This window comes from Deinococcus aerophilus (genome assembly GCF_014647075.1).
GTDB lineage: Bacteria > Deinococcota > Deinococci > Deinococcales > Deinococcaceae > Deinococcus > Deinococcus aerophilus.
Map to the genome: position 1 here is coordinate 53508 of NZ_BMOM01000005.1, position 20342 is coordinate 73849.

At 66.3% G+C, this 20342-nt stretch carries 15 protein-coding genes and 1 riboswitch; of the genes, 9 read left to right on the forward strand and 6 right to left on the reverse strand.

Annotated elements, in window-relative coordinates:
• Positions 1–46: 46 nt before the first annotated feature.
• Entirely contained in the window at positions 47–454 is a 408-nt protein-coding gene (locus IEY21_RS04695) for a YbaN family protein (protein WP_229752884.1), read from the forward strand.
• 130 nt (positions 455–584) lie between these two features.
• Here the strand turns inward: IEY21_RS04695 and IEY21_RS04700 are convergent, their stop codons facing one another.
• The gene (locus IEY21_RS04700) at positions 585–1595 is read right to left on the reverse strand and encodes a thiamine ABC transporter substrate-binding protein (RefSeq protein WP_229752885.1); all 1011 of its coding nucleotides are present in this window, start codon (positions 1593–1595) and stop codon (positions 585–587) included.
• 77 nt (positions 1596–1672) lie between these two features.
• Positions 1673–1771: riboswitch (TPP riboswitch) on the reverse strand.
• Positions 1772–1885: 114 nt separating this feature from the next.
• Between IEY21_RS04700 and IEY21_RS04705 the strand changes: the two genes are divergently transcribed.
• From IEY21_RS04705 to IEY21_RS04740, 8 genes are all read left to right on the forward strand, one after another.
• Positions 1886–3079: a CynX/NimT family MFS transporter gene (locus IEY21_RS04705; RefSeq protein ID WP_188901889.1), complete on the forward strand. Its 1194-nt coding sequence runs from the start codon at positions 1886–1888 to the stop codon at positions 3077–3079.
• A gap of 58 nt (positions 3080–3137) precedes the next feature.
• A complete protein-coding gene (locus IEY21_RS04710) occupies positions 3138–4568 on the forward strand; it encodes an ethanolamine ammonia-lyase subunit EutB (protein ID WP_229752887.1) in 1431 nt (476 codons plus the stop codon).
• Entirely contained in the window at positions 4568–5353 is a 786-nt protein-coding gene (gene eutC / locus IEY21_RS04715; RefSeq protein ID WP_188901891.1) for an ethanolamine ammonia-lyase subunit EutC, read from the forward strand. Before IEY21_RS04710 ends, eutC begins: the two co-directional genes overlap by 1 nt.
• A gap of 8 nt (positions 5354–5361) precedes the next feature.
• Complete coding sequence (locus IEY21_RS04720) at positions 5362–5817, forward strand: NUDIX domain-containing protein (protein WP_188901893.1); 456 nt, start codon at positions 5362–5364, stop codon at positions 5815–5817.
• A 103-nt stretch (positions 5818–5920) separates the two neighbouring features.
• Positions 5921–6412, forward strand: a complete 492-nt coding sequence (locus IEY21_RS04725) for a MarR family winged helix-turn-helix transcriptional regulator (RefSeq protein WP_188901895.1) — start codon at positions 5921–5923, stop codon at positions 6410–6412.
• Positions 6409–8034 (forward strand): MDR family MFS transporter, encoded by a 1626-nt coding sequence (locus tag IEY21_RS04730; protein WP_188901897.1) that lies wholly within the window; start codon positions 6409–6411, stop codon positions 8032–8034. Before IEY21_RS04725 ends, IEY21_RS04730 begins: the two co-directional genes overlap by 4 nt.
• Before the next feature lie 144 nt (positions 8035–8178).
• Positions 8179–9444: an NAD(P)/FAD-dependent oxidoreductase gene (locus IEY21_RS04735; RefSeq protein WP_188901899.1), complete on the forward strand. Its 1266-nt coding sequence runs from the start codon at positions 8179–8181 to the stop codon at positions 9442–9444.
• Position 9445: 1 nt separating this feature from the next.
• Positions 9446–10078 carry a VOC family protein gene (locus IEY21_RS04740; protein ID WP_188901901.1) on the forward strand — a complete coding sequence of 211 codons (633 nt, stop codon included), beginning with the start codon at positions 9446–9448 and terminating at the stop codon, positions 10076–10078.
• 24 nt (positions 10079–10102) lie between these two features.
• On the opposite strand, the gene IEY21_RS04745 is transcribed toward IEY21_RS04740, so the two are convergent.
• The 5 genes from IEY21_RS04745 to ruvX form a co-directional block, all read right to left on the reverse strand.
• Positions 10103–10753 carry a rhomboid family intramembrane serine protease gene (locus IEY21_RS04745; protein ID WP_188901903.1) on the reverse strand — a complete coding sequence of 217 codons (651 nt, stop codon included), beginning with the start codon at positions 10751–10753 and terminating at the stop codon, positions 10103–10105.
• A gap of 100 nt (positions 10754–10853) precedes the next feature.
• The gene (locus tag IEY21_RS04750) at positions 10854–12542 is read right to left on the reverse strand and encodes a long-chain fatty acid--CoA ligase (RefSeq protein WP_188901905.1); all 1689 of its coding nucleotides are present in this window, start codon (positions 12540–12542) and stop codon (positions 10854–10856) included.
• A 232-nt stretch (positions 12543–12774) separates the two neighbouring features.
• Positions 12775–15351: a DUF11 domain-containing protein gene (locus IEY21_RS04755; RefSeq protein ID WP_229752889.1), complete on the reverse strand. Its 2577-nt coding sequence runs from the start codon at positions 15349–15351 to the stop codon at positions 12775–12777.
• Between the two features lie 776 nt (positions 15352–16127).
• A complete protein-coding gene (locus tag IEY21_RS04760) occupies positions 16128–19322 on the reverse strand; it encodes a COG1361 family protein (protein WP_188901909.1) in 3195 nt (1064 codons plus the stop codon).
• A gap of 612 nt (positions 19323–19934) precedes the next feature.
• Positions 19935–20342 (reverse strand): Holliday junction resolvase RuvX, encoded by a 408-nt coding sequence (ruvX, locus tag IEY21_RS04765; RefSeq protein ID WP_188901911.1) that lies wholly within the window; start codon positions 20340–20342, stop codon positions 19935–19937.

Consider the following 20342-nt stretch of genomic DNA (forward strand, 5'->3'; position numbering starts at 1 on the left):
TCTGTGTTCTCCGTGTTCGGGGTCAGTGTGCATTACCCTGGACCCCGTGACCCCGCCGCCCCCCTCCCGTCCCGTCAAACCGCTGTGGGTGGCGCTGGGGGTTGTGCTGTGCGGCATGGGGGTGGTGGGCCTGATCCTGCCGGGCTTTCCGGGAACGGTGTGGTTCGTGCTCGCCGCCGCCTGCTTTTCGCGGGGCGATCCGCGCTGGGAAGCGTGGCTGCTGTCGCGGCCCGTGGTCGGCGGTCTGGTGCGGGATTACCGCACCGGACAGGGAATGCCGCTGCGCGCCAAGTGGATCGCCTGCGCGTGCATCGTGGCCGCCGTGGCCCTCAGCCTGGGGCGCATTCCCGTGCTGGTGGGTCAGGTGGGCTGGGTGGCGGCCGGTCTGGTGGGCATTCTGTACATCACCCTGCGGGTCCCCACCAAACGCCAGGGCCTTCCGGCCGACCGCTGACCTGACCACCCACCTCTGAGCGCGGGGCCAGGACGCCCTGTCACGGGGGAAGCCAGAGTCACGGCGGAAGCCAGAAGAAAGACCTCTCCCCGTGTGGAGAGAGGTTCGGCAAGATCGGTGGGGAGGGTGCTTAGCGCGCCCGCAACACGTTCGTTACCCAGGCGTCCACCAGCCGCTGGGGGTTGGCACTCAGGCCGGGCTTGACCGGAGACAGCTCCGGCTGGGCCGCGAACTTGAACACCGCGTCCAGCGGCGTGCCGCCCACGGCGGGATAGATCCACATGCGTGTGGGGATGTCGGCCTGCACGTCCCGGCCCAGCATGAAATCCACGAACTTGCGGGCCAGGACGGGCTGTTTGGTTCCCTTCAGAATGCCCACGCCTTCGAGTTGCAGCCACGTGCTGCCCGGCAGGAACAGGTTGGCGGTGGGGGCCTGGGCGGGCAGCTTTTTCGGATCGTAGCCGTCGGCGTAGTAGACCTCGGCCGCCGGGCTGCTGGCATACGACAGCACGATGGGGTAGCGGCCTCCGTTGCGGGAGAACTCCTTGTAATACGCGTCGTTCCAGCCGCGCGTGACCTTCAGGCCGTTCTGCCGGGCCGTCTTCCACCAGCTCCAGGCGTCCGCCTCGCCGTAATGGTTCACGGTGGCAAGCAAGAAGGCCAGGCCGGGGCTGCTCGTGGCCGGACTTTCCACCACGGTCAACCGGGCGTAGGTGGGGGATTTCAGGTCGTCGAGCGTTCTGGGCAGGGCCAGGCCCGCTTTCTGAAACCACGCGCGGTCGTAGTTGAGCGCGACGTGGCCGTAGTCCACCGTGTTCAGCAGGCCCGCGTCGTCCAAACGGTAAGTGGCCGGCACCCCGGCCAGGGCGGGCGATTTGTACGGCAACAGCAGGTCGGCGCTGCGGGCGCGGGCCAGCAGGCTGTTGTCCAGGCCGTACACCACGTCGGCGACCGGGGCGCGGCGGGTCAGAATCAGGCGGTTCAGGAGTTCCCCGGCGTCGCCGCCCTTCACAAAGCGCACCCGGGCGTTGTTGGCCGCCTCGAAGCCGGCCACCAGTTTCTTGTCCACGTCGAAGGAGTCGTGGGTGATCACGGTCAGGGTGGTCTGGGCCCCCGCCAGCCCGGTCAGAAGAAATGCCATGAAAACTACGGATCTACGCATAAAAAAGCCCCCTCGCGTCACGAGGGGAAGCGGGGGCAACGCTGGAAGCACGGCTTCCGGGTTGCCGGTCACGCTCCCTCCGCCGGTATGACCCGGATCAGGTTCGTTGGGGTATCTCTCAGCCCGCCCGTAAGCAGGCACCCCCGGTGACGCGGCCGCAGGATAGCAAAGCCGGCGGCCGCAGAAGCGTGCCGCGCGCCCGTTTCGCGGGTGTCCGGCGGATCAGAACAACCAGCCCGGCGGGTGGGTGGCCGCAGTAGCGTGGATGGGTGAGCCTTCCTGAAGCCCAGAGCGCCCCGCGACCACGCCGGCCCACCGCCGCTCCACTGCTGATTCTGGGACTGGTGCTTGTGGCCCTGAACCTGCGTCCGGCCATCGCCGGCTTTGGGCCGTTGCTGGGAGAGGTTCAGGACGAATTCCGGGTCAGCGCAGCCACCCTGAGCCTGCTGAGCACGCTGCCGCTGCTGTGCTGGGGGGTGCTCGCCCCGCTGGCTCCGCTGCTCAGCCGCCGCTACAGCAACGAGACCATCATCCTGTGCGCCACGGCCCTGATCGCTGCCGGCAGCGTGCTGCGGGTCGGGGCCACGCTGCCGGTGATCCTGGGGGGCACGGTGCTCGTCGGCGCGGGCATCGCCCTGAACAACGTGCTGTTGCCCAGCCTGATCCGGCGCGACTACCCCCAGCGGGTCGGCCCCATGACCGGGCTGTATACGCTGGCGGTGGTGGGCGGCGCGACCCTGGCCTCGGGACTGGCGGTGCCGCTGCAGACCGCCTTCGGGGGGGGGTGGCGCTCCTCGGTGGCGGTGTGGACCGGGCTGGCCGTGGTCGGCACGCTGGCGTGGTGGCCCGCGGTGCGCGGGCGCCAGACCCATGCCCGCGCCCTGAACACCGGGGGCCCCTCCGTGTGGCGCAATCCCTACGCCCTGCCGGTGACACTGTTCATGGGGCTGCAGGCCCTGGTGTTCTTCACGTGGCTGACCTGGCTGCCCCGGGTGCTGCAGGACAGCGGATTCGGCGCGGCGCAGGCAGGGCTGTGGCTGGCGCTGGCGAACGTGGTGCAGCTTCCCTTCACGCTGGCGGTGCCCATTCTGGCGGCGCGGCCCCGGCTGCTCGTCCCGCTGGCGGTCGTCACGGCGCTGTTCGGCGCGGCGGGAGTGCTCGGGCTGCTGCTCGCCCCCGCCACCCCGCTGCCGTGGATGCTGCTGCTGGGGGCCGGAGCCGGCAGCACCTTTCCCCTGGCCCTGATGTTCATCGCAGTGCGCGCCGCCCACCCGGCACAGGTACCGCAGCTCTCGGCGCTGGCCCAGGGCTTCGGCTACGTCGTGGCGGCGGCCGGTCCCTTCGTCTTCGGAGCGCTGCACGACTGGACCGGAGACTGGCACGCCCCACTGATCTTTCTGCTCGTCTGCACCGTTCTGGTGGGCGTGAGCGGGATCGCCTCCGGGCGGAGCCGCCAGGCGTAGGGCGCCCCGGCCAGCTGGCGCCGCCCTTGACCCCCCGGCCCGCACCGCCCTTACACTGGTGAATGCACGCTTCTGCACGCCGGAGGTCCGGACGTACCACCTGACGCTGGGCCACCGACATTTCAGTTTTCCCGATCTGCGCGCCGTCATGGGCTGTGCCAGTCCGCCCAAATCCGGGGACGAGCTGGCCGGGCTGGCCGCGGGCAGCGCCGCGGAACGGGAAGCCGCGCGCCAAGTCCTGGCCGACCTGCCGCTGACCGTGTTTCTGGAAGACCCGCTTGTTCCCTACGAGACCGACGAGGTAACCCGCCTGATCGTGGACAGCCACGATGCGGCGGCCTTGGCTCCCGTGTCCGGGCTGAGCGTGGGCGAATTCCGCGACTGGCTGCTGGGCGACCACGCCACTCCACAGAGCCTCGCGGCGCTGGCCCCCGGCCTGACGCCCGAGATGGTGGCCGCCGTGGGCAAGCTGATGCGGGTGCAGGACCTGGTGCTCGCCGCGTCGAAGGTGGAGGTGGTCACGCGCTTTCGCACCACGTTGGGGCTGCGGGGCCGCTTCAGCACGCGCCTGCAGCCCAACCACCCCACCGACGACCCGCGCGGCATCCTGGCGAGCACCCTGGACGGGCTGATGTTCGGCTGCGGCGACGCCGTGATCGGCATCAATCCGGCGCTGGACAGCGTGGAGAGTTGTGTGGGCCTGCTGCGCCTGCTCGACGACTTCCGCCGGAGCACCGGCGTGCCCACCCAGAGCTGTGTGCTCACGCATGTAACCAACACCCTGCAGGCCATGGAGCGCGGCGCTCCGGTGGATCTGGTGTTTCAGAGCGTGGCGGGCACGCAGGCCGCCAACGCGGGCTTCGGCATCGATCTGGCGCTGCTGGACGAGGCCCACGCGGCGGCGATGGACCTGCGGCGCGGCGCCGACCTGTCCGGGGGCTTCGGGGACAACGTGATGTATTTCGAGACGGGCCAGGGCAGCGCCCTGTCGGCCGGTGCCCACCACGGCGTGGACCAGGGCACGCTGGAAGCCCGCGCCTACGCGGTGGCGCGGCGCTACCGGCCGCTGCTCGTCAACACGGTGGTCGGCTTTATCGGCCCCGAGTACCTGATGGGCGGCAAGCAGATCATCCGCGCGGGCTTGGAAGACCACTTCTGCGGCAAATTGCTGGGCCTGCCCATGGGCTGCGACGTCTGCTACACCAACCACGCCGATGCCGATGGAGACGACATGGACGCGCTGCTCACCCTGCTGGGCGCGGCGGGCGTGACCTTCATCATGGGCGTACCGGGCGGAGACGACATCATGCTGAATTACCAGTCCACCTCCTTCCACGATGCGTGGTACCTGCGCCGGCTGTTTGACCGCTCGCCCGCTCCCGAGTTCGCCGCGTGGCTGGAGACGGTGGGCCTGAGCCAGGGCGGAGCGCTGACGTTGCCGGAGCGGGCACAGCTGCGCGGTCTGATGAACACGGCCGAGCTGAGCTGATGGCCGACCGTCCGGACGCCCCCGACCTGACTCCTTGGACCTTTCTGCGCGAGTTCACCGACGCCCGCATCGCGCTGGGCCGTGCCGGAACCTCGCTGCCCACGCGCGAGCTGCTCGCCCTGAACGCGGCGCACGCGGCGGCGCGCGACGCTGTGCAGGTGGCGGCCGATTTCGGGCCGCTGGCCGGAGCCCTGAGGGACGCCGGAGAGGCTGTTGTTCAGGTCCACAGCCGCGCCGCAGACCGCGCCGAGTACCTGCGCCGCCCGGACCTGGGCCGGACCCTGGCCCCGGACGGTGTTGCGGCGCTGGAAGAAACGCGGACCGAACCCCCCTCCGACATCGTGATCGTCGTGGCGGACGGCCTCTCGGCGGGGGCAGGGACGCATGTGGGACCGCTGCTCTCCCTCCTGCTGCCCGAACTGCGCAGCGCGGGTTTCAGCGTCGGGCCGGTCGTGCTCGCCCGGCAGGCGCGGGTGGCGCTGGGTGACCCGGTGGCCCTGGCACTGGGCGCACGGCTGGTCCTGGTGCTGATCGGCGAGCGTCCCGGTCTGAGCAGTCCCGACAGCCTGGGCGCGTACCTGACCTTCGGGCCGCAGCCGCATACCCCGGATTCGGCCCGCAACTGTGTGTCCAACATCCGCCCGGCGGGGCTGGACGCGCGGACGGCGGCGTGGCGGCTGCGCCAGCTGATCGGTCAGGCGCTGCGCCGGGAACTCAGCGGCATTGCGCTCAAGGACGAGGGCAGCGACCCGCCGCCGGACTGGGCCCGCCTGCCGCGCGGCTAGACTGCTCCATGTCCACCTTTTACCTGATCGCGTGGCTGGTCGTGCAGGACGAAGGCGGGCGCGTGCTGCTGGGCCGGCGCGACGGCACCGCCCACGCCGACGGAATCTGGGGGCTGCCGGGCGGACGTGTGGAGCGGGGCGAGGGCCTGCGCGAGGCTGCCGTCCGCGAGGCGCGCGAGGAGGTCGGCATCACCGTAGAGGCCTCCTCGCTGACCGCACTGGGTGTGTCCCGCTACGACCAAGGGGGCCTACAGGGCAGCGATGTTCTGTTCCTGAGCCGGCGCTGGACCGGGGAGCCGGCGCCGCTGGACAAGACCTCTGAGATCGGCTGGTTTGCCCCCGGTACCCTGCCCGAAGACTGCCTGCCTTGGCTGCCCGGCGTGCTGGACGCCCACCTGAGGCGCGGCGCCTGGCTGACCGAGCAGCTGGACGGGGTCGCGGGGCTGCGGATTCTCTCCCCCTGAGCGCGGCCCGCCGGCCCCCAGGCGATTTTCCGAGAGGTGTTCCCCCAACAGGCACACCCGTCTCTTGTTGCACCCCCTTCCATCTGAAATACTTCCAGATGGAATGAATACCTCCTCTCCCTCCCCCACCGAGGCCCAGACCGACGCGCTGTATGACCTCGTGCGCCTGACGCTGCGGCTGTCGCGGCGCTTTCGGCAGGCGCTGGACGAACCGCTGGAAACCGCGCTGGGACTGAACACCAAGGAGGTGCTGGTGCTCGCGTCCATCATGGACGGCGCCCAGACGCCCGGCAGCGTCGCCGCCCGCCAGAGCCTGCCCGCCCCCACCGTGACGCGCATCGTGTCCAAGCTGGTGGAGGCCGGGCTGGTGCAGCGCGTCAGCGATCCGGCCGACCTGCGCCGTTTCCGGCTTCAGATGACGCCCCAGGGCGAGGCCCTGCGCGCCCGCACCCGCGCCACCGGCAAACAGATCGTGACCTCTCACTTCGGCCACCTGCCACCGGAACGCGTGGCGGCGGCCCTGCAGGCGGTCGGCGAACTTCACGAGGCCATGAACGCGCCGCAAAAGACCCCCCATCAGGAGGTGGGCACATGAACGCTCCTGCCCTGAACGAACGCCAGAAGATCCTGGCCTTTACCGGCATCCTGACCGTGCTGTTTCTGTCCAGCCTGAACCTGACGGTGGTGGGCAGCGCCATGCCGCGCGTCATCAGCGACCTGGGCGGCTTTCACCTGTACGCCTGGGCCTTTACCGCGTACTCGCTGGCCACCACCGTCACGATTCCCATCGTGGGCACCATCAGTGACCGCCTGGGCCGCCGCCCGCTGATCCTGCTGGGCATAGCGGTGTTCGCACTGGGCAGCGTGGGCCTGGGCTTCGTGCAGACCATGGAGCAGCTGATCATGCTGCGTGCCCTGCAGGGGGTGGGCGGCGGCATGCTGATGGCGATGAGCTTCACGGCCATCGCCGACCTGTTCACGCCCATCGAACGCGGGCGCTACCAGGGCTACACCGGCGCGGTGTGGGGCGTCAGCTCCGTGGTGGGGCCGCTGGTCGGCGGTTTTCTGACCGACCACCTGGGCTGGCGCAGCGTCTTTTTCGTGAACCTGCCCTTTGCGCTGCTCGCGGCGTACTTCATCTGGCGCTTCTTCCGGCTCCCCAGACCCAGCCTGAGCGGGGAAACGGGCCGCAACTTCGATGCGCTGGGCGCCGTGTTGCTGGCAGGAGCAGTCACCACCCTCACGTTGGCGGTGTCCTGGGGCGGCGGCACCTATGCCTGGGGCAGTGCGCCCATCCTGGGCCTGCTGGCGGGGGCGGCGACCCTGGGCATGGGCTACACGCTGCACAGCCGCCGTCAGGCACGGCCCATCCTGGATCTGGGCCTGCTGAAAGACCGCGGCATCGCCACCGCCTCGCTGGCCGTCTTCCTGGTCAGTGCAGGAATGTACGCCGCGATTCTGTACCTGCCGCTGTACATGCAGGGCGTGCGCGGTTCCAGCGCCTCGGGCAGCGGACTGGCCCTGGCCCCCCTGATGGGCGGCATGATCCTGACCAGCACCCTGGCGGGCCAGTTCGTGAGCCGCACCGGCCGCTACAAACAGCTGATCGTTACCGGAGCGCTGATGGCCGCCCTTGCGCTGGTCCTGGCATCCTCGCTGAGCCTGACCACCCCGATGTGGCTGGCGGTGGGCACCATGGTTCTGTTGGGCCTGGGGCTGGGCCCGGTCAACAGCCAGCTTGTCCTGGCAGTGCAGAACGCCGCCCCGCGCGAGAAACTGGGCAGCGCCACGGCCGGCAACCAGTTCTTTCAGCAGATTGGTGGCACGCTGGCGGTCAGCCTGTTCGGGGCGCTGGTCAACGCGCAACTGGCGGCCAAACTGGGCGCCCAGTTGCCCGCCGCCGCCCGGACCCTGCCCGCACCGTTACAGGACGCCATCGCCAGCCCCAACATGCTCACCAGCCCGGAGGCCAGCGCACAGCTGGGCGGCGCGCTGCAACAGCTGGGGCAGCCCGAACTGCTCTCTCAGATCACGGCGGCCCTGAAAACCGTGATGGTGGGGGCCATTGACGAGGTGTTTCTGGTCTCGGCGGGGCTGGTGGGCGTGGCCTTCGTGGTGGCGCTGCTGCTGCCCGAGCGCCCACTGCTGGGCCACCCGACCCATACGCTGGAGGTGCGGGGCGAGGCACCGCATCCGGCGTCGTCTGCAACGGACTGAGGAAGCCTGGAAGGCCAGAATACAAAAGAATAAAAAGTCCAACAGCCCCGGCCACTTCCCGGGGCTGTTGCGCGTGGCCTGTCTTCAGGTCACCCCAAGCGCCACCACGCCGCGCGTCCCCGGCCATCCCTTACCCTGGTTCCCATGCACGACGTGGTGGTGGTGGGAGCGGGACTGGCAGGGCTGACGGCGGCGCGGCTGCTGCACCGGGCTGGACGGCGGGTGCGGGTGCTGGAGGCGACCGGTCACCTTGGCGGGCGGGTGCGCTCGCGCGTGGTGGACGGCTTCACGCTGGACGCGGGGTATCAGGTGCTGTTCCCGGCTTACCCGGCGGTAAAACGCAATCTGGATCTGGCCGCCCTGGATCTGGTTCCTATCCCTCCCTCGGCGGCGGTGCGGCGTGGCCGGCGGGAGGACGTCCTCGGCGATCCCCGGCGCGATCCGGCGGCGCTGCCGGGCACCCTGAGCACCGACATGCTGGGCGTGGGCGACAAGCTGCGGCTGGCGCGGCTGGCCGCTGAGGTGCTATTTCCCGCACCCCATACCCTCCTGACCGGCCCCGACCAGACCACCGAGGCCTACCTGCGGGCCCAGGGCTTCAGCGAAGCGGCGCTGACCAACTTCTTCCGCCCCTTTTTCGGCGGCATCTTTCTGCGCCGGGAGCTGGACACCTCCGCGCGGCTGTTCCGCTATTACCTCCGGATGCTGATCAGCGGCGGCGCGGCCCTGCCGCGCGCGGGCATGGGCGCGCTGCCCGCCCAGCTGGCCGCCGGGCTGGACGTGCGGACCGGGGTGCGCGTCACCGCACTCAGGCCGCACGGAACCCACGTCACCCTGCAGACCTCTGCCGGGGAACTGGACGCCCACCACGTGATCGTCGCCACCGATCCGGCCGCGGCGGCGCGGCTGCTGGGCGAGGACGTCTCGCGCGGCAGCCTGGGCAGCACCTACCTGTACTACGGGGCTGGGCAGACGGTGGATGCCCAGCCCCGGCTGCTGCTGAATGCGGAAGGCGGCGGCCTCATCAACAACGCCCAGTGGCTCAGCCACGTTCTGCCGGAGCGTGTGCCGCCGGGCCAGCACCTGCTGGTGGTGACGGTGCTCGGCCTGCCCGCGCTGGACGACGATGCGCTGGACGCCCGCGTGCGCGGAGAGCTGGAACGGTGGTACGGCGCAGCAGTGGCCGGACTGCAGACGCTGGGCGTCGAGCGCATTCCGCACGCGCAGTACCCGCAGCCGCCCGGCTATGCGGCCACACTGCCGGGCCACGCCACGCGGATGCCGGGGGTGCTGCTCGCCTCGGAGGTCACCTCCATGAGCGGCATCCAGGGCGCGATGGAAAGCGGCGAGAAGGCCGCGGCCATCGTGCTGGATGATCTGGCTGCCCTGAGCCGCCCCCGGGGGGCCTGAGATGGGCGCCACCCTGGACCATCTGGTGGTCGCCGCCCGCACCCTGCCCGAGGGCCGCGCGTGGCTGGAAGGCCGCCTAGGTGTGCCGCTGCAGGACGGCGGGCAGCACGCCCTGTTCGGCACCCACAACGCGCTGCTGTCGCTGGGCCCAGCCGCCGCCTACCTGGAGGTGATCGCCGTGGACCCGGACGCGCCCGCCCCACAGCGTCCGCGCTGGTTTGGGCTGGACACGCCGGCCATGCACACGAAGTTGCAAGACGGTCCTGCCCTGATCCACTGGGTCGCGGCGGTTCCCCGCCTGGAATCTGGGAGCCTGGAGCCGGGAACAGAGGTGCTGGAACTTTCGCGCGGCGAGAACCACTGGGCGCTGACCGTGCCTCAGGACGGCAGCCTGCCCATGCACGGCGTCGCTCCGTCTCGCATCCTGTGGCACACGCCGCCCCCGCCCACCCGCCTGAGCGACGTGGGCGTGCGCCTGGGCGGCCTGCATCTGGGCACGCCTGACCCCGACGCCCTGCGCGCCGTGCTGGACAGCCTGAACTTTATGGGCGAGGTGGAGGTCTACGAGGCTCCGCAGGCCGAACTGCGCGCGGTGCTGGAGACGCCGGGGGGCCTGGTGACGCTTGGGGGGTAGGTGGCCCACGGCCCCGGACCGGGTCTACCCCGCACGCTCCACCGGCCGGGCCGGGCGGCGCCCGTGCAGCAACAGGGCCGCCAGCACCCCCGCCAGAAAACCGAACAGGTGCGCCTCCCACGACACCATCGGGTTGCCCGGCACCACGCCCCACAGAATGCCGCCGTACAGCACAAAGGCGACCACCGCCACACCCACGGCGGCGGGCGTGCGCTCCCACCAGCCCACCCCCAGCAGGTAGGCCAGGTAACCGAAGATCAGCTCGCTGGCCCCCAGATGAACGCTGTCGCCGCGTGCAAAGAGCCACACCAGCCCGCCGCCCACCACCGCGATCAGTAGCGTGACGGCCAGAAAACGCCCCACCCCCCGCACCGCGCTCATGAAGCCGAGCACGGCCAGGGGCACGGTGTTGGCGATCAGATGGGCAAAATCGGCGTGCAGAAAGGGCGCAGTCAGCACATGCCAGAAGGTGCCGGGGTTGCGCGGCTCGATGCCGTAGTAGTCGAGGTCGCCGTCGAACACCACCAGATCCACGAGTTCCTGCGCCCAGACACCGACCACCAGCACGGCCGTGATGCCCAGGGCCGGGCCAATCTGCGGCCTTCCCGGCGCGAGGGGCGAGCGGGGCGGACCTGGACGCGGGGGCGCGGAGCGGTCGGGCGCTGGAGACCTCATGCGGCCAGTGTGCTGGAACCGGGCGGGAAAATCAGCAGGGGGGCCGACCTTCCCGCCGCGGCCAGCTTCGGCAGCGTGGCCAGGGCCGGGAACACCACGGTTACTGTGTTTGCTCGCTGCGCTGGGGTGAGTCGCCCGCCGTGAAGCCGCGGTATTCCTCGCGCAGTTCACGCTTCAGGAACTTGCCGGTCGCGCCGATGGGAATGCTGTCGGTCAGGACGGTGGCGTCGGGCAACCACCACTTGGCGAAACGGGGCTCGAGGAACGCCAGCAGTTCCTCATGGCTTACCGTCTGCCCGGGACGCGGAACCACCACGGCCAGCGGGCGCTCGTCCCATTTGGGATCGTCCATCGCAATCACGGCGCACTGCGACACGGCGGGGTGGGCCATGATCGCGTTTTCCAGATCCACACTGCTGATCCACTCGCCGCCCGATTTGATCAGGTCCTTGCTGCGGTCCTGGATGTGCATGTAGCCGCGCTCGTCCAGCGTGGAGATGTCGCCGGTATCGAACCACAGCTCGCCGTCAAGCTCGAAGAAGTTGTCCTGACCTGTTCCCTTGTAGTAGCTGTTGGCGATCCACGGCCCGCGTGCGATCAGGCGCCCCATGGTCTTGCCGTCGTGCGGCAGGCGGTTGTGCGCCTCATCCACGATGTCTAGGAACACCAGCGGCACGGCGCGGCCCTGCTTGGCACGCAGGCGGTAGCCCTCGTCACTGGTGGGGTCCACGCCGAAGGGCACAGAGCTGGCGGTGCCCAGCGGATGCGTCTCGGTCATGCCCCAGGCCTGCAACATGGTCAGGTCGTGGCGCTCCTGGAACGCGCGGATCATGGCCTCGGGCGCGGCGCTGCCCCCCACGATCACGCGCTCCAGACCCTGCAGGCGGTACGGCTCGCCGGCCTCTCTGGCACGGTCGAGTTCCCCGAGCAGCCCCATCCAGATGGTCGGCACGCCCGCCGTGATGGTCACACCCTCCTCCTGCAGCAACTGGGCGATGCTTCTGCCGTCGCTGAAGACCCCGGCGAACACCTGCTTGGCACCGTACATGGCGCAGGTGTACGGCAGCCCCCAGGCATTGACGTGGAACATGGGGACGATGGGCAGCACGCTGTCGTCCTCACCGACGTTCAGTGCATCCTTGGGGGCGCTTGCCAGCGAGTGCAGCACGGTAGAGCGGTGGGTGTACACCACGCCCTTGGGATTGCCGGTGGTGCCGGAGGTGTAGCACATGGCCGCCGCGTCGTTCTCATCCAGCTGGGGGTAACGGGCCAGCGGCTCGGCACCCATCACGAAGGTGTCGTAGTCCTGCACGCCGGGCAGCGCCTGGGGCAGCGGACCCATCACGATGACGTGTTCCAGCTGCGGGCACGCCGCCTTGATGGCCGGAACCATGGCCGCAAACACGTTCTCGATCAGCAGCACGCGGTCCCCGGCGTCGTTCAGGATCCACGCGACCTGCTCGGGGTGCAGGCGGATGTTGACGGTGTGCAGCACCAGCCCGGCGCTGGGCACGCCCAGGTACGCCTCCAGGTGCCGGAACGAGTTGACGGCCAGCGTTGCCACCCGGTCTCCCTTCTGCAGCCCCAGTTCCATCAGGGCGTTGCCCAGCCGCAGCGACCGGTCGGCCACCTCGCCGTAGGTGGTGCGGTGCGTGTGGGGCACCGGATTGCCGGCCTCGTCGCGGCCTGCGGCCAGCAGGCTGACCACCTCGCGCTGGGCAAATTGTGCGCGAATGCGCTCCAGAATGGTGGGAACCGTCAGCTGAACGTCCATCATGTTGCCTTGCATGCCTTACCTCCGGGGGCAGAAACGCGGCGGCGGCCACGGCAGGCCACCTGTACCGAAATCCTGTGGGTTGCACCCAGTATAAGCAATCTTTTACCCCGAGAAAGACAGCAGAACGGGCAGGAGCGATCGGCGGCCGTCCTACCTGTCAAGTGCAGGCGGGTCAGAAGCCCCCTCTTTCATTCCCAAGAGGGGGCTTCTGACCCGGTTCAGGTCAACGAATTGTTTGTTGTGCTCAGGGGATGACGGTGGTCGACTCGGAGCTAAAGTTGGTCTGGGTCGTCCTCGCACTCTCGGCCACGTTGTTCCAGCGGTACGTGGTGAAGTACTGGCGGGGCGCAGTGCCCACCGGAGCCGTGATCTCCGTGCGGACGAAGATGACGCCGCCGGGAGCGATACGGAAGGTGGGATCCAGCGTGATGGTCTGCTGACCGGTACCGGAGGCATTGTCCACCGTGAACTCGCTGCCGCTGCTCAGCTGGCGGCTGCTCGCCGTGGTGTAGTCACTCGTGACCACGCCGGTCTGAGGATCGCGAACCGGGCTCGGATCGTAGTAGACCGCGCTGTTGGCGAAGTCGAAGATACCAGGGGTCTGCTGGACCGGATCAGTGGTGCCGAAGTTGTAAATCAGCACGTTGTTGACGGCCCCTTCGTTGGAGGAGGGCTCGACAATGGCGGCGCTGATCACACCAGTGGTACCGCCGGGACGCACAGGATCACTCTGATCGGTGATCTGGGTCTGCTCAGAGATGAAGCTAACAACCGTGACGCAGTCCTGCGCATTGCCAGTGCCCGCATTGCCCGACGTGAAGCTGGCAACATCACAGTACTCGCCCACCGGTGCACCCGCAGGAATGCTGCTGGTGAGCTGCAGTGTCAGCGTGGCGCCGGCAGGAATGCTCAGGGTGGCTGGGGCGGTCACGATGCTGTTGGCATCGTTGGCGGAACGTGCCAGTGCACCGCTGCTGATGGTGCCGCCCGCGCCATTGCTCAGCACGTAGTTGCCGCTGCCGAAGTTCACCGACTGGGTGCCGTTGGTCAGGCGGCCCAGCAGGTCCGAGACAGCCACGGCGGTCGCAGCGGCCGTTCCCGTGTTGGTGACCGTGATGGTGCTGCTGTAGCTGCTGCCCGGGGTGAGGCTGTTGGTGGCAGGCTGACCGGAGATCTGCGAGTTCGTCTTGGCGATGGTCAGCAACGGGGAGGTCACCACGAAGCACTGGTCATCGCTGGTGCCGCCCAATTCCTGGCCATTGTTGCTGATGGCCGAGAAAGAACCTGTATCGCAGTACGTGCCGTCTGCAGTGGCCGACGCTCCAAAGGTGAAAACTTTGCTCGCTCCGGGAGCCAGATCAAACGGGGTGCTCGTGAATCCGTCGTCACCGTTGAGCGCCGCGTCCTGGGGAGGCGTCTGAATGGCGTAGTTGGCCGCTTGGCCGCTGGTCAGGGCGTCGGTGACCACCACATTGGTTGCCGGAGCGCTGCCGCCGTTCGTCACGGTGATCCGGGCGCGCACTTCTTGGTTGGGAGCCACTTCAGTACCGCTGGGCAGGATGTTGCCCTGAGCGTCGACCAGGGTCTTGATGATCGTCAGTTCCGGCGCCGTCACCGTCAGGCAGGCATCGTCCTGCAGGTCACCGGGGGTAACCGTGCCAAACGGGCCGTTGTCATAGCTCGTGACACTTGCCAGATCGCAGTACACGCCGGTGGCGCTGGCGCGTGCTGGGAAGGAGATCGTGCGGGATTCGCCAGGGGCGAGGTTGAAGGGTGTGGCGTCAAATCCACTGTCTCCCACAGGCGTCACGGTGCCATCATCCGGCGCGGTGATGGAGTAGGCCGCTTCGGCTCCACTCTGCAGACGATCATTCAGCATGATGTTGTTGGCTGGACCGTTGCCAATGTTGGTGACCGTGATGGTAAAGGTGCGGTCCTGATTCAGGCCGGCACTCTGGTCGCTTACCTTGGTGATGGTCAGTTTGGCACTCGGAGCAAAACGCTTGGTCAGAACGGCCTTATTGATCTCGGTGCCGTTGACCTCCGCCACCGCCGTCACCGTGGCGACCCCAGCAGCGCTGCTCGGCACCCACAGGGCCGTCCAGGTAAAGCCGTCGGTATCGGCGGTATTGACACCCGTGACGTTGTTCAGGGGGTAGTCGGGGCTGCTGGGGAACTGCGCGTTGCTGCCCGTGGCGCGGTTGGTAAAGGTGGTCGCGCTCATGGCGTTGTCGTTCACGTCCTGGGGACGGATCGCGCCAGAGGCCACAGCGCCGTCATCAGCGGTGGCAATGCGGATGTTCGTGCCATCCTTGGACTCATTGATGTCCCAGCGGACGGCGGCCCCGATTACGGGGTACACCTGACCATTGGGGCCACGGTAACCCACGTAGCCTGCCGTCAGGTTCTGGGTGCCCAGTGGCGCGACTTCCTGCTGCTCAGCGCTGGTCGGGGCCGGGCTGCTGCCCAGGGTTGCGGGGGTCACGCCGCCATCCTTGTTTTCCAGCCAGGCGTAGAACACAAAGCGGCTGCCGGCCTGCTTGAGGTCTTCGGGCGTAATGGCCACCATTTTGCCGTCGCCATCCACGTAGAAGGCGCCCGAGGGCATATCCGTGGAGGTGGCCTTGGTGTAATTCAGCGTCACGGTCGCGTTGCCGTTGGTCAGGTTGACCGACTGCGATGTGGGGGCCGTGTAGCCGTTCACAGCACCTGCAGTAACTGTATACATCTTGTTCTGGAGGGTGATCGTCTGTCCGTCGCTGACCGTATAAGTGGTAGAAACGCCATCACTGGTCGTCACGGTGATTGGAGCGGTGCTCACCCCACCCGCCAGCCTGACGGTCAAAGTTCTTTCCGAGATGGTGGTGCCAGGAGTGGTCACTGGGGGAGTCGAGTTGGTGCTGCACGCAGCGAGTGAAAGAACACCGGTCAATGCCAACAGCGCAAGGTTTACATTCTTCATATTGCCTCCCGTGGGTCTTCTCAGCCTATTATTGGCAGACACTCATATGTAACGCAGATACATATAGAAGAAATAGAATATGCTTATAACTTCTAAAGCATCATCATTTCCCTCAGGATGTCTGTAGTGTCTTCTAATTGGGATGAGAACCCTGCAGGAGAGTATATGGACCGCTCATCCATGAGTCAATGAACACTCTATTTTTATCAAGGATTATTCATGTTCCTCAAATTAATTTTTGGATCAGAAACATGCTTTCTAGTGATCGTCGGATGCCGACTTAATCTGAGGCTGATTCAAATGGGCGACCCCTACATCTTTACCCTCTCCCTCAAATTAAGGTTTTCCCCCAGAACGTTGGGGTTAATTAAAGAAAGGCTAAACCCTGTGCTCACGAGCTCAACAGGGGATCATTAAAAGCAGTTTTTCTTCTCATACTGCTCTGGCGTGACTGCTCAGTATGTGTCCCTTCATGTCACAGCTACAACTTCAGACCCTACCCAACATTTGCTCAGACACGTGACTACAACCCACCGCATCGGCCCATAGGTACGGGCGCCGCCTGCCAGGTCTACATAACCACCCCGCACAAAAACAAGGCTCCCCGAAGGGAGCCTTGTGGCCCGTTGGCAAGTTTAGGGGGTCGCGTTGGCGATGCGGGAAATCTTGGTGCTTTCGATGACAGTGGCAGGGCCTTTGGCTTCCTTGCTGATCGCACCCACCGAGTTCCACTTGTAGCTGCTGAAGTACTCAGCCACGGGCATATCGGTCCGGGTACCTCCGGTGAAGGTGACGAAGACGGCCTGATCCGGCTGCAGGGCGAACGCACTGTTTACCTTGATGGCGAAAGAGCCGCGCATGTTGCCGTCCGGGTATTCGATGGTGTACAGGCTGGGGCTGACTACGCTGGTTGTGCCGGTCGTGTCGGTGAGGGGGTTAAAAATTACCCCGCCGCGCGTATCGGTATCGGCATCTGTGTCGTAGTAGACGACGATGTTGGAGACGTCGAACAGGCCCTCGGATCCTGCGGCGTTGTCAGTGGATCCCACATTGAAGCTGAAGGTGTGGTTCTTGAGCGCCTCGGTGCTGGTGGCCTCGTTATAAGCGACGGACGTGAAATTGGTGCTGTCCCCGGCACTGAGGTTGTCACTGTCGTCGAAGAACTCGGTTTGAATGGCCGACACGGGCAGGATGCTGACGCAGGCCCGCGCCTCACGGATGGTGTTGACCAGGTTGCCTTCAAAGGCCTCGAAGGAAGCGACGTTGCAGTACTCGCCGACGGTGGAGGCCAGGGGAATGCGGCTGACGATGTTCAGGGTCAGGAAGCCGCCGGCCGGGATGGTGACCCCGAGTTCCCCGTTCATGCCGCGCGTAACGACGCTGTCGACATTATTGTTGGGGTTGCTGTCTCCGTCGGCGCCCGTGATGGTGTCGACGCCGCGCTCTCCGGTAAACGGCAGGTTCTCGTCGGTACGGATGATGTAGCGGCCATTGAGGTATTCGACCCGGGAACCCGCAGTGTTGCGGCCGATCAGGTCCTTCACGCGCACGTTGAGGGCGTTGGCCGAACCCACGTTCCGGACGGTGATGGTGCTCGTGTAGGTGCTGCCGCTCACCACCTGTCTGGGATCGTTGAGCTTGGTGATGTTGAGCTGGGCCATCGAGACCGTGAAGCAGGCCTGCGAGGAACCGTTGAGGGCGGTCTGGGTGCCGTCCGCGCCGGTGATGGGATCGGCGGTGAAGCTGGCGACGTCACAGTACTGATCTGGGTTGGGGGTGCCGTCGTTGTCGGTGTCCACGCCGCGGTAATCGCCGCTGGCGGTGTATTCGTAGACCACCTGCTGGCCCGCACCCAGGGTGGGGATGCTGAAGTCCAGGCCGTCGTCGCCGTCGGCGCGGGCCAGGCCGGTCATGCCGGGCGCGGCTGGGCCGAGGCCGACGATGCGGTAGTAGGGCGCCTGTGCAGGATCAAGCAGGCGGTCGGTGACCTTGATGTTGCTCGCGGTCTGCGTGCCGTCATTGCTGACCGTGATGCGGATGCGGACGTTCTGCCCACCGTTGACCGTGGTGCCGTTGCTGCTGTCCTCATCGTTGTCGTTGGCTTCAACGACTTCCTTGAGGATATTGACGTTGGGTTGGCCGAACACGGTGAAGCAGGCCTGATCGGTGGCGGGAACGCCCACCGGATCCAGGCGACCCACGCCGGTAACGTTGTCGGGATTGTTGATGTAGCTCGTAATGGTGGCTGTGTCGCAGTACAGGCCGTTGCTGGTGCCGGTGGCAAAGAACGTGAAGGACTCGGTCTCGCCCGCCTCAAGGTCCAGCGTCGCGTTGAACTCCTCGTCGGCGAAGATGGCGTCGGCATTCAGATCCAGCGAGCCGTTCAGGCGAACGTTGTTGCCGCTGGCGGCCAGACGGGCGCGTTCCTGGGGCGTCATGCCCAGGCTGTAGCCCTGACGGCTGCCGCTCTGGAACGCTTCTTGCATCTGGATGTTGCGCGCTTCGGCCTCACCACTGTTGGTGACCGTAATGCGCAGGGCGGCCTCGGTGCCGGGAAGATACTTGACGCTGCCGTCGTCCGGCAGCACCCGGATGAATTGCTTGGTCACGCGGTCGACCAGGATTAGATCCTTCTTGACACTGACCTTGGCGCTGGGCACAAAGTACTTGTTCAGGAAATACTTCTCGATTTCCTGGCCATTCACATAGCCGATCACGCGAACGCGCGTAAACAGGGAGTCGCGCGTTCCGCTCTCGAAGAATCCCTTCGCCACCGGATCATGGAACAGGGCCGCCCAGGTGTAGCCGGGCACCAACGGGTTATCCACACCCGTCGCGTTGTAGTAAGGGTACTGGGCGCTTTGGGGATAGGTAATGGGATTGGGCTCGTTTGCCGCGTCCGCATTGGTCCAGCTCTTGGAATCAAAACCGTTCGTGGTGATGTTCTGGGCACTCATCGGCGGCGAGTTCCGGTTCTGGTCGTCGGCCGCGCTGAAGCGGATCAGCGGGAAGCTCTGCTGGGCTTCGGGAATGATGGTCATGTCGACTTCGGCATTCACCACAGGGCGCCAGGTTCCATTGTCGTTGTACTGCATGTACGCGCCAACGATGTTCTGGTGGTCCAGGGGGGCGTACTCGGTTCGTTCGGCCTCGGACACCATGCCTGCGTCCCCGACCATACCGACCTTGCTGCCGTCAATGCCGTTGGGCTTCTTGCCGTCGAGCCACGCGCTGAAGCGGAACTTGCTGGCATCGACCGGACCCTCGAAGTATTGCCGGTTGCCCTGTGCGTCCAGGTAGTAAGCATCGCTGCGCTTGGTGACCACGGGCACCGCCGTAAAAGTGATCTTGGCGGTGCCGTCTCCATTGCCGAGGTCCACCGTGACTGAGGAGGACTCGCTCTTGAATCCGGGCACGGCTCCGGCAATCACGGTGTACTGACCGCGCGGCAATTTCACCGTGTCGTTATCTTTGGTCAGCGTGCCGTTGTAACCGGCCACCACGGCTCCGTTCATGTCCTTGATGGTGATTGGAGCCTCGGAAACGCCTTGGAGATCAATGGTCAGGACTGCAGTTTCTTCCGCAGTGACGGCCGCGTAGATCACCTTGACGCTGGCATTGCCGCTGCGCAGGTCCGCGTTGATCGCCGCAGGAGCGCGGTTGCCGGCCACAATACCGCCCAGCACGGTGTAACGCCCCCGTGGCAGTTCGATGGCCTTGTTGTTGGAGACCATGGCCCCGTTGTAGCCGGCCATCACCGCGCCGCTGGCGTCCTTGATGGTCAGAGGCGCCTGGGCAACCCCCTCGAGGCCAACCGTCAGGACCGCCATAGAGACTGGGGACGGCGCCGGTGTCGGCGTGCCCCCAGTGTTGCCCCCCGTATTGGTGCCCCCAGTGTTGCCTCCCGTGTTGGTGTTGCCACCGGCGGGTGTAGAAGTACCACAAGCTGCGAGCGTGAGCACACCGGTCAAAGTCAGCAGAGCCAGATTCCTGTTCATACTTTCTCCTTTGGTTCAGAGCTTCACTGTCCCTCAGATAAACACCGCCATCGCAAACCAACAAAGCATCAGGACCTCGTCCGGAATTTGTTCCAGACTGAGTCTCTTAATGTGCGACGGTCACACATTAGGCCAAGATGTGAGCTCTAAAGCGAGTATATGGATGGCCCTGGGGGGTGTCAAATAGATTTCGCGGCCCAGACGGCACTTCTCTCATCTCGAGTGCTGTGCACTTTTCATCAGATTTCTCAAAAATCCCGTCAACCCTCCCCCACTTGGGGGATACAGAACAACACCGTTGTGGGGCCACTTTATCGGTTAAGTGAAATTTCGCACTTTGGTCAGGAATGCCCATTTGGGACTCCAAACTGCCCTCACAGCCCAGCCCAAAAATTCTGTTGCCAGACTAAAATGTGAAAAATCACAGAAATTAACCAGCGTATGTTAACTTTTTCCCATCAAGTACAGTTCCAGAATCTGCACCGCCGCCGCCTCGTCCTCGTCGGAGGCTCCCAGATCACGGGCGCGGCGGGTCGTGAAGCGTTCGTCCTGATATGCCACGGTGTAGCCCTGATCTCTCAGAATCTTGCCGAAAGCCCGCATCCGGTCGGCGGCGGGACTGTGGGCGCCGTCGGTGCGCAGCGGCAGCCCGAGCAGCAGCAGTTCCGCGCCGGTTTCGGCGACCTTGAGCCGCACGGCCTTGAGGTCCAGCGGCAGCCGCCGGCGGTCCACACTGCCCCGCCCGAACGCCAGGGAACCGGCGTTGACGGCGAAGCCAATGCGTGACTTGCTGACGTCCAGAGCCAGGATGACGGGCACGGACGCGGGGGCGGAGGCGGCCTCACTGTTCAC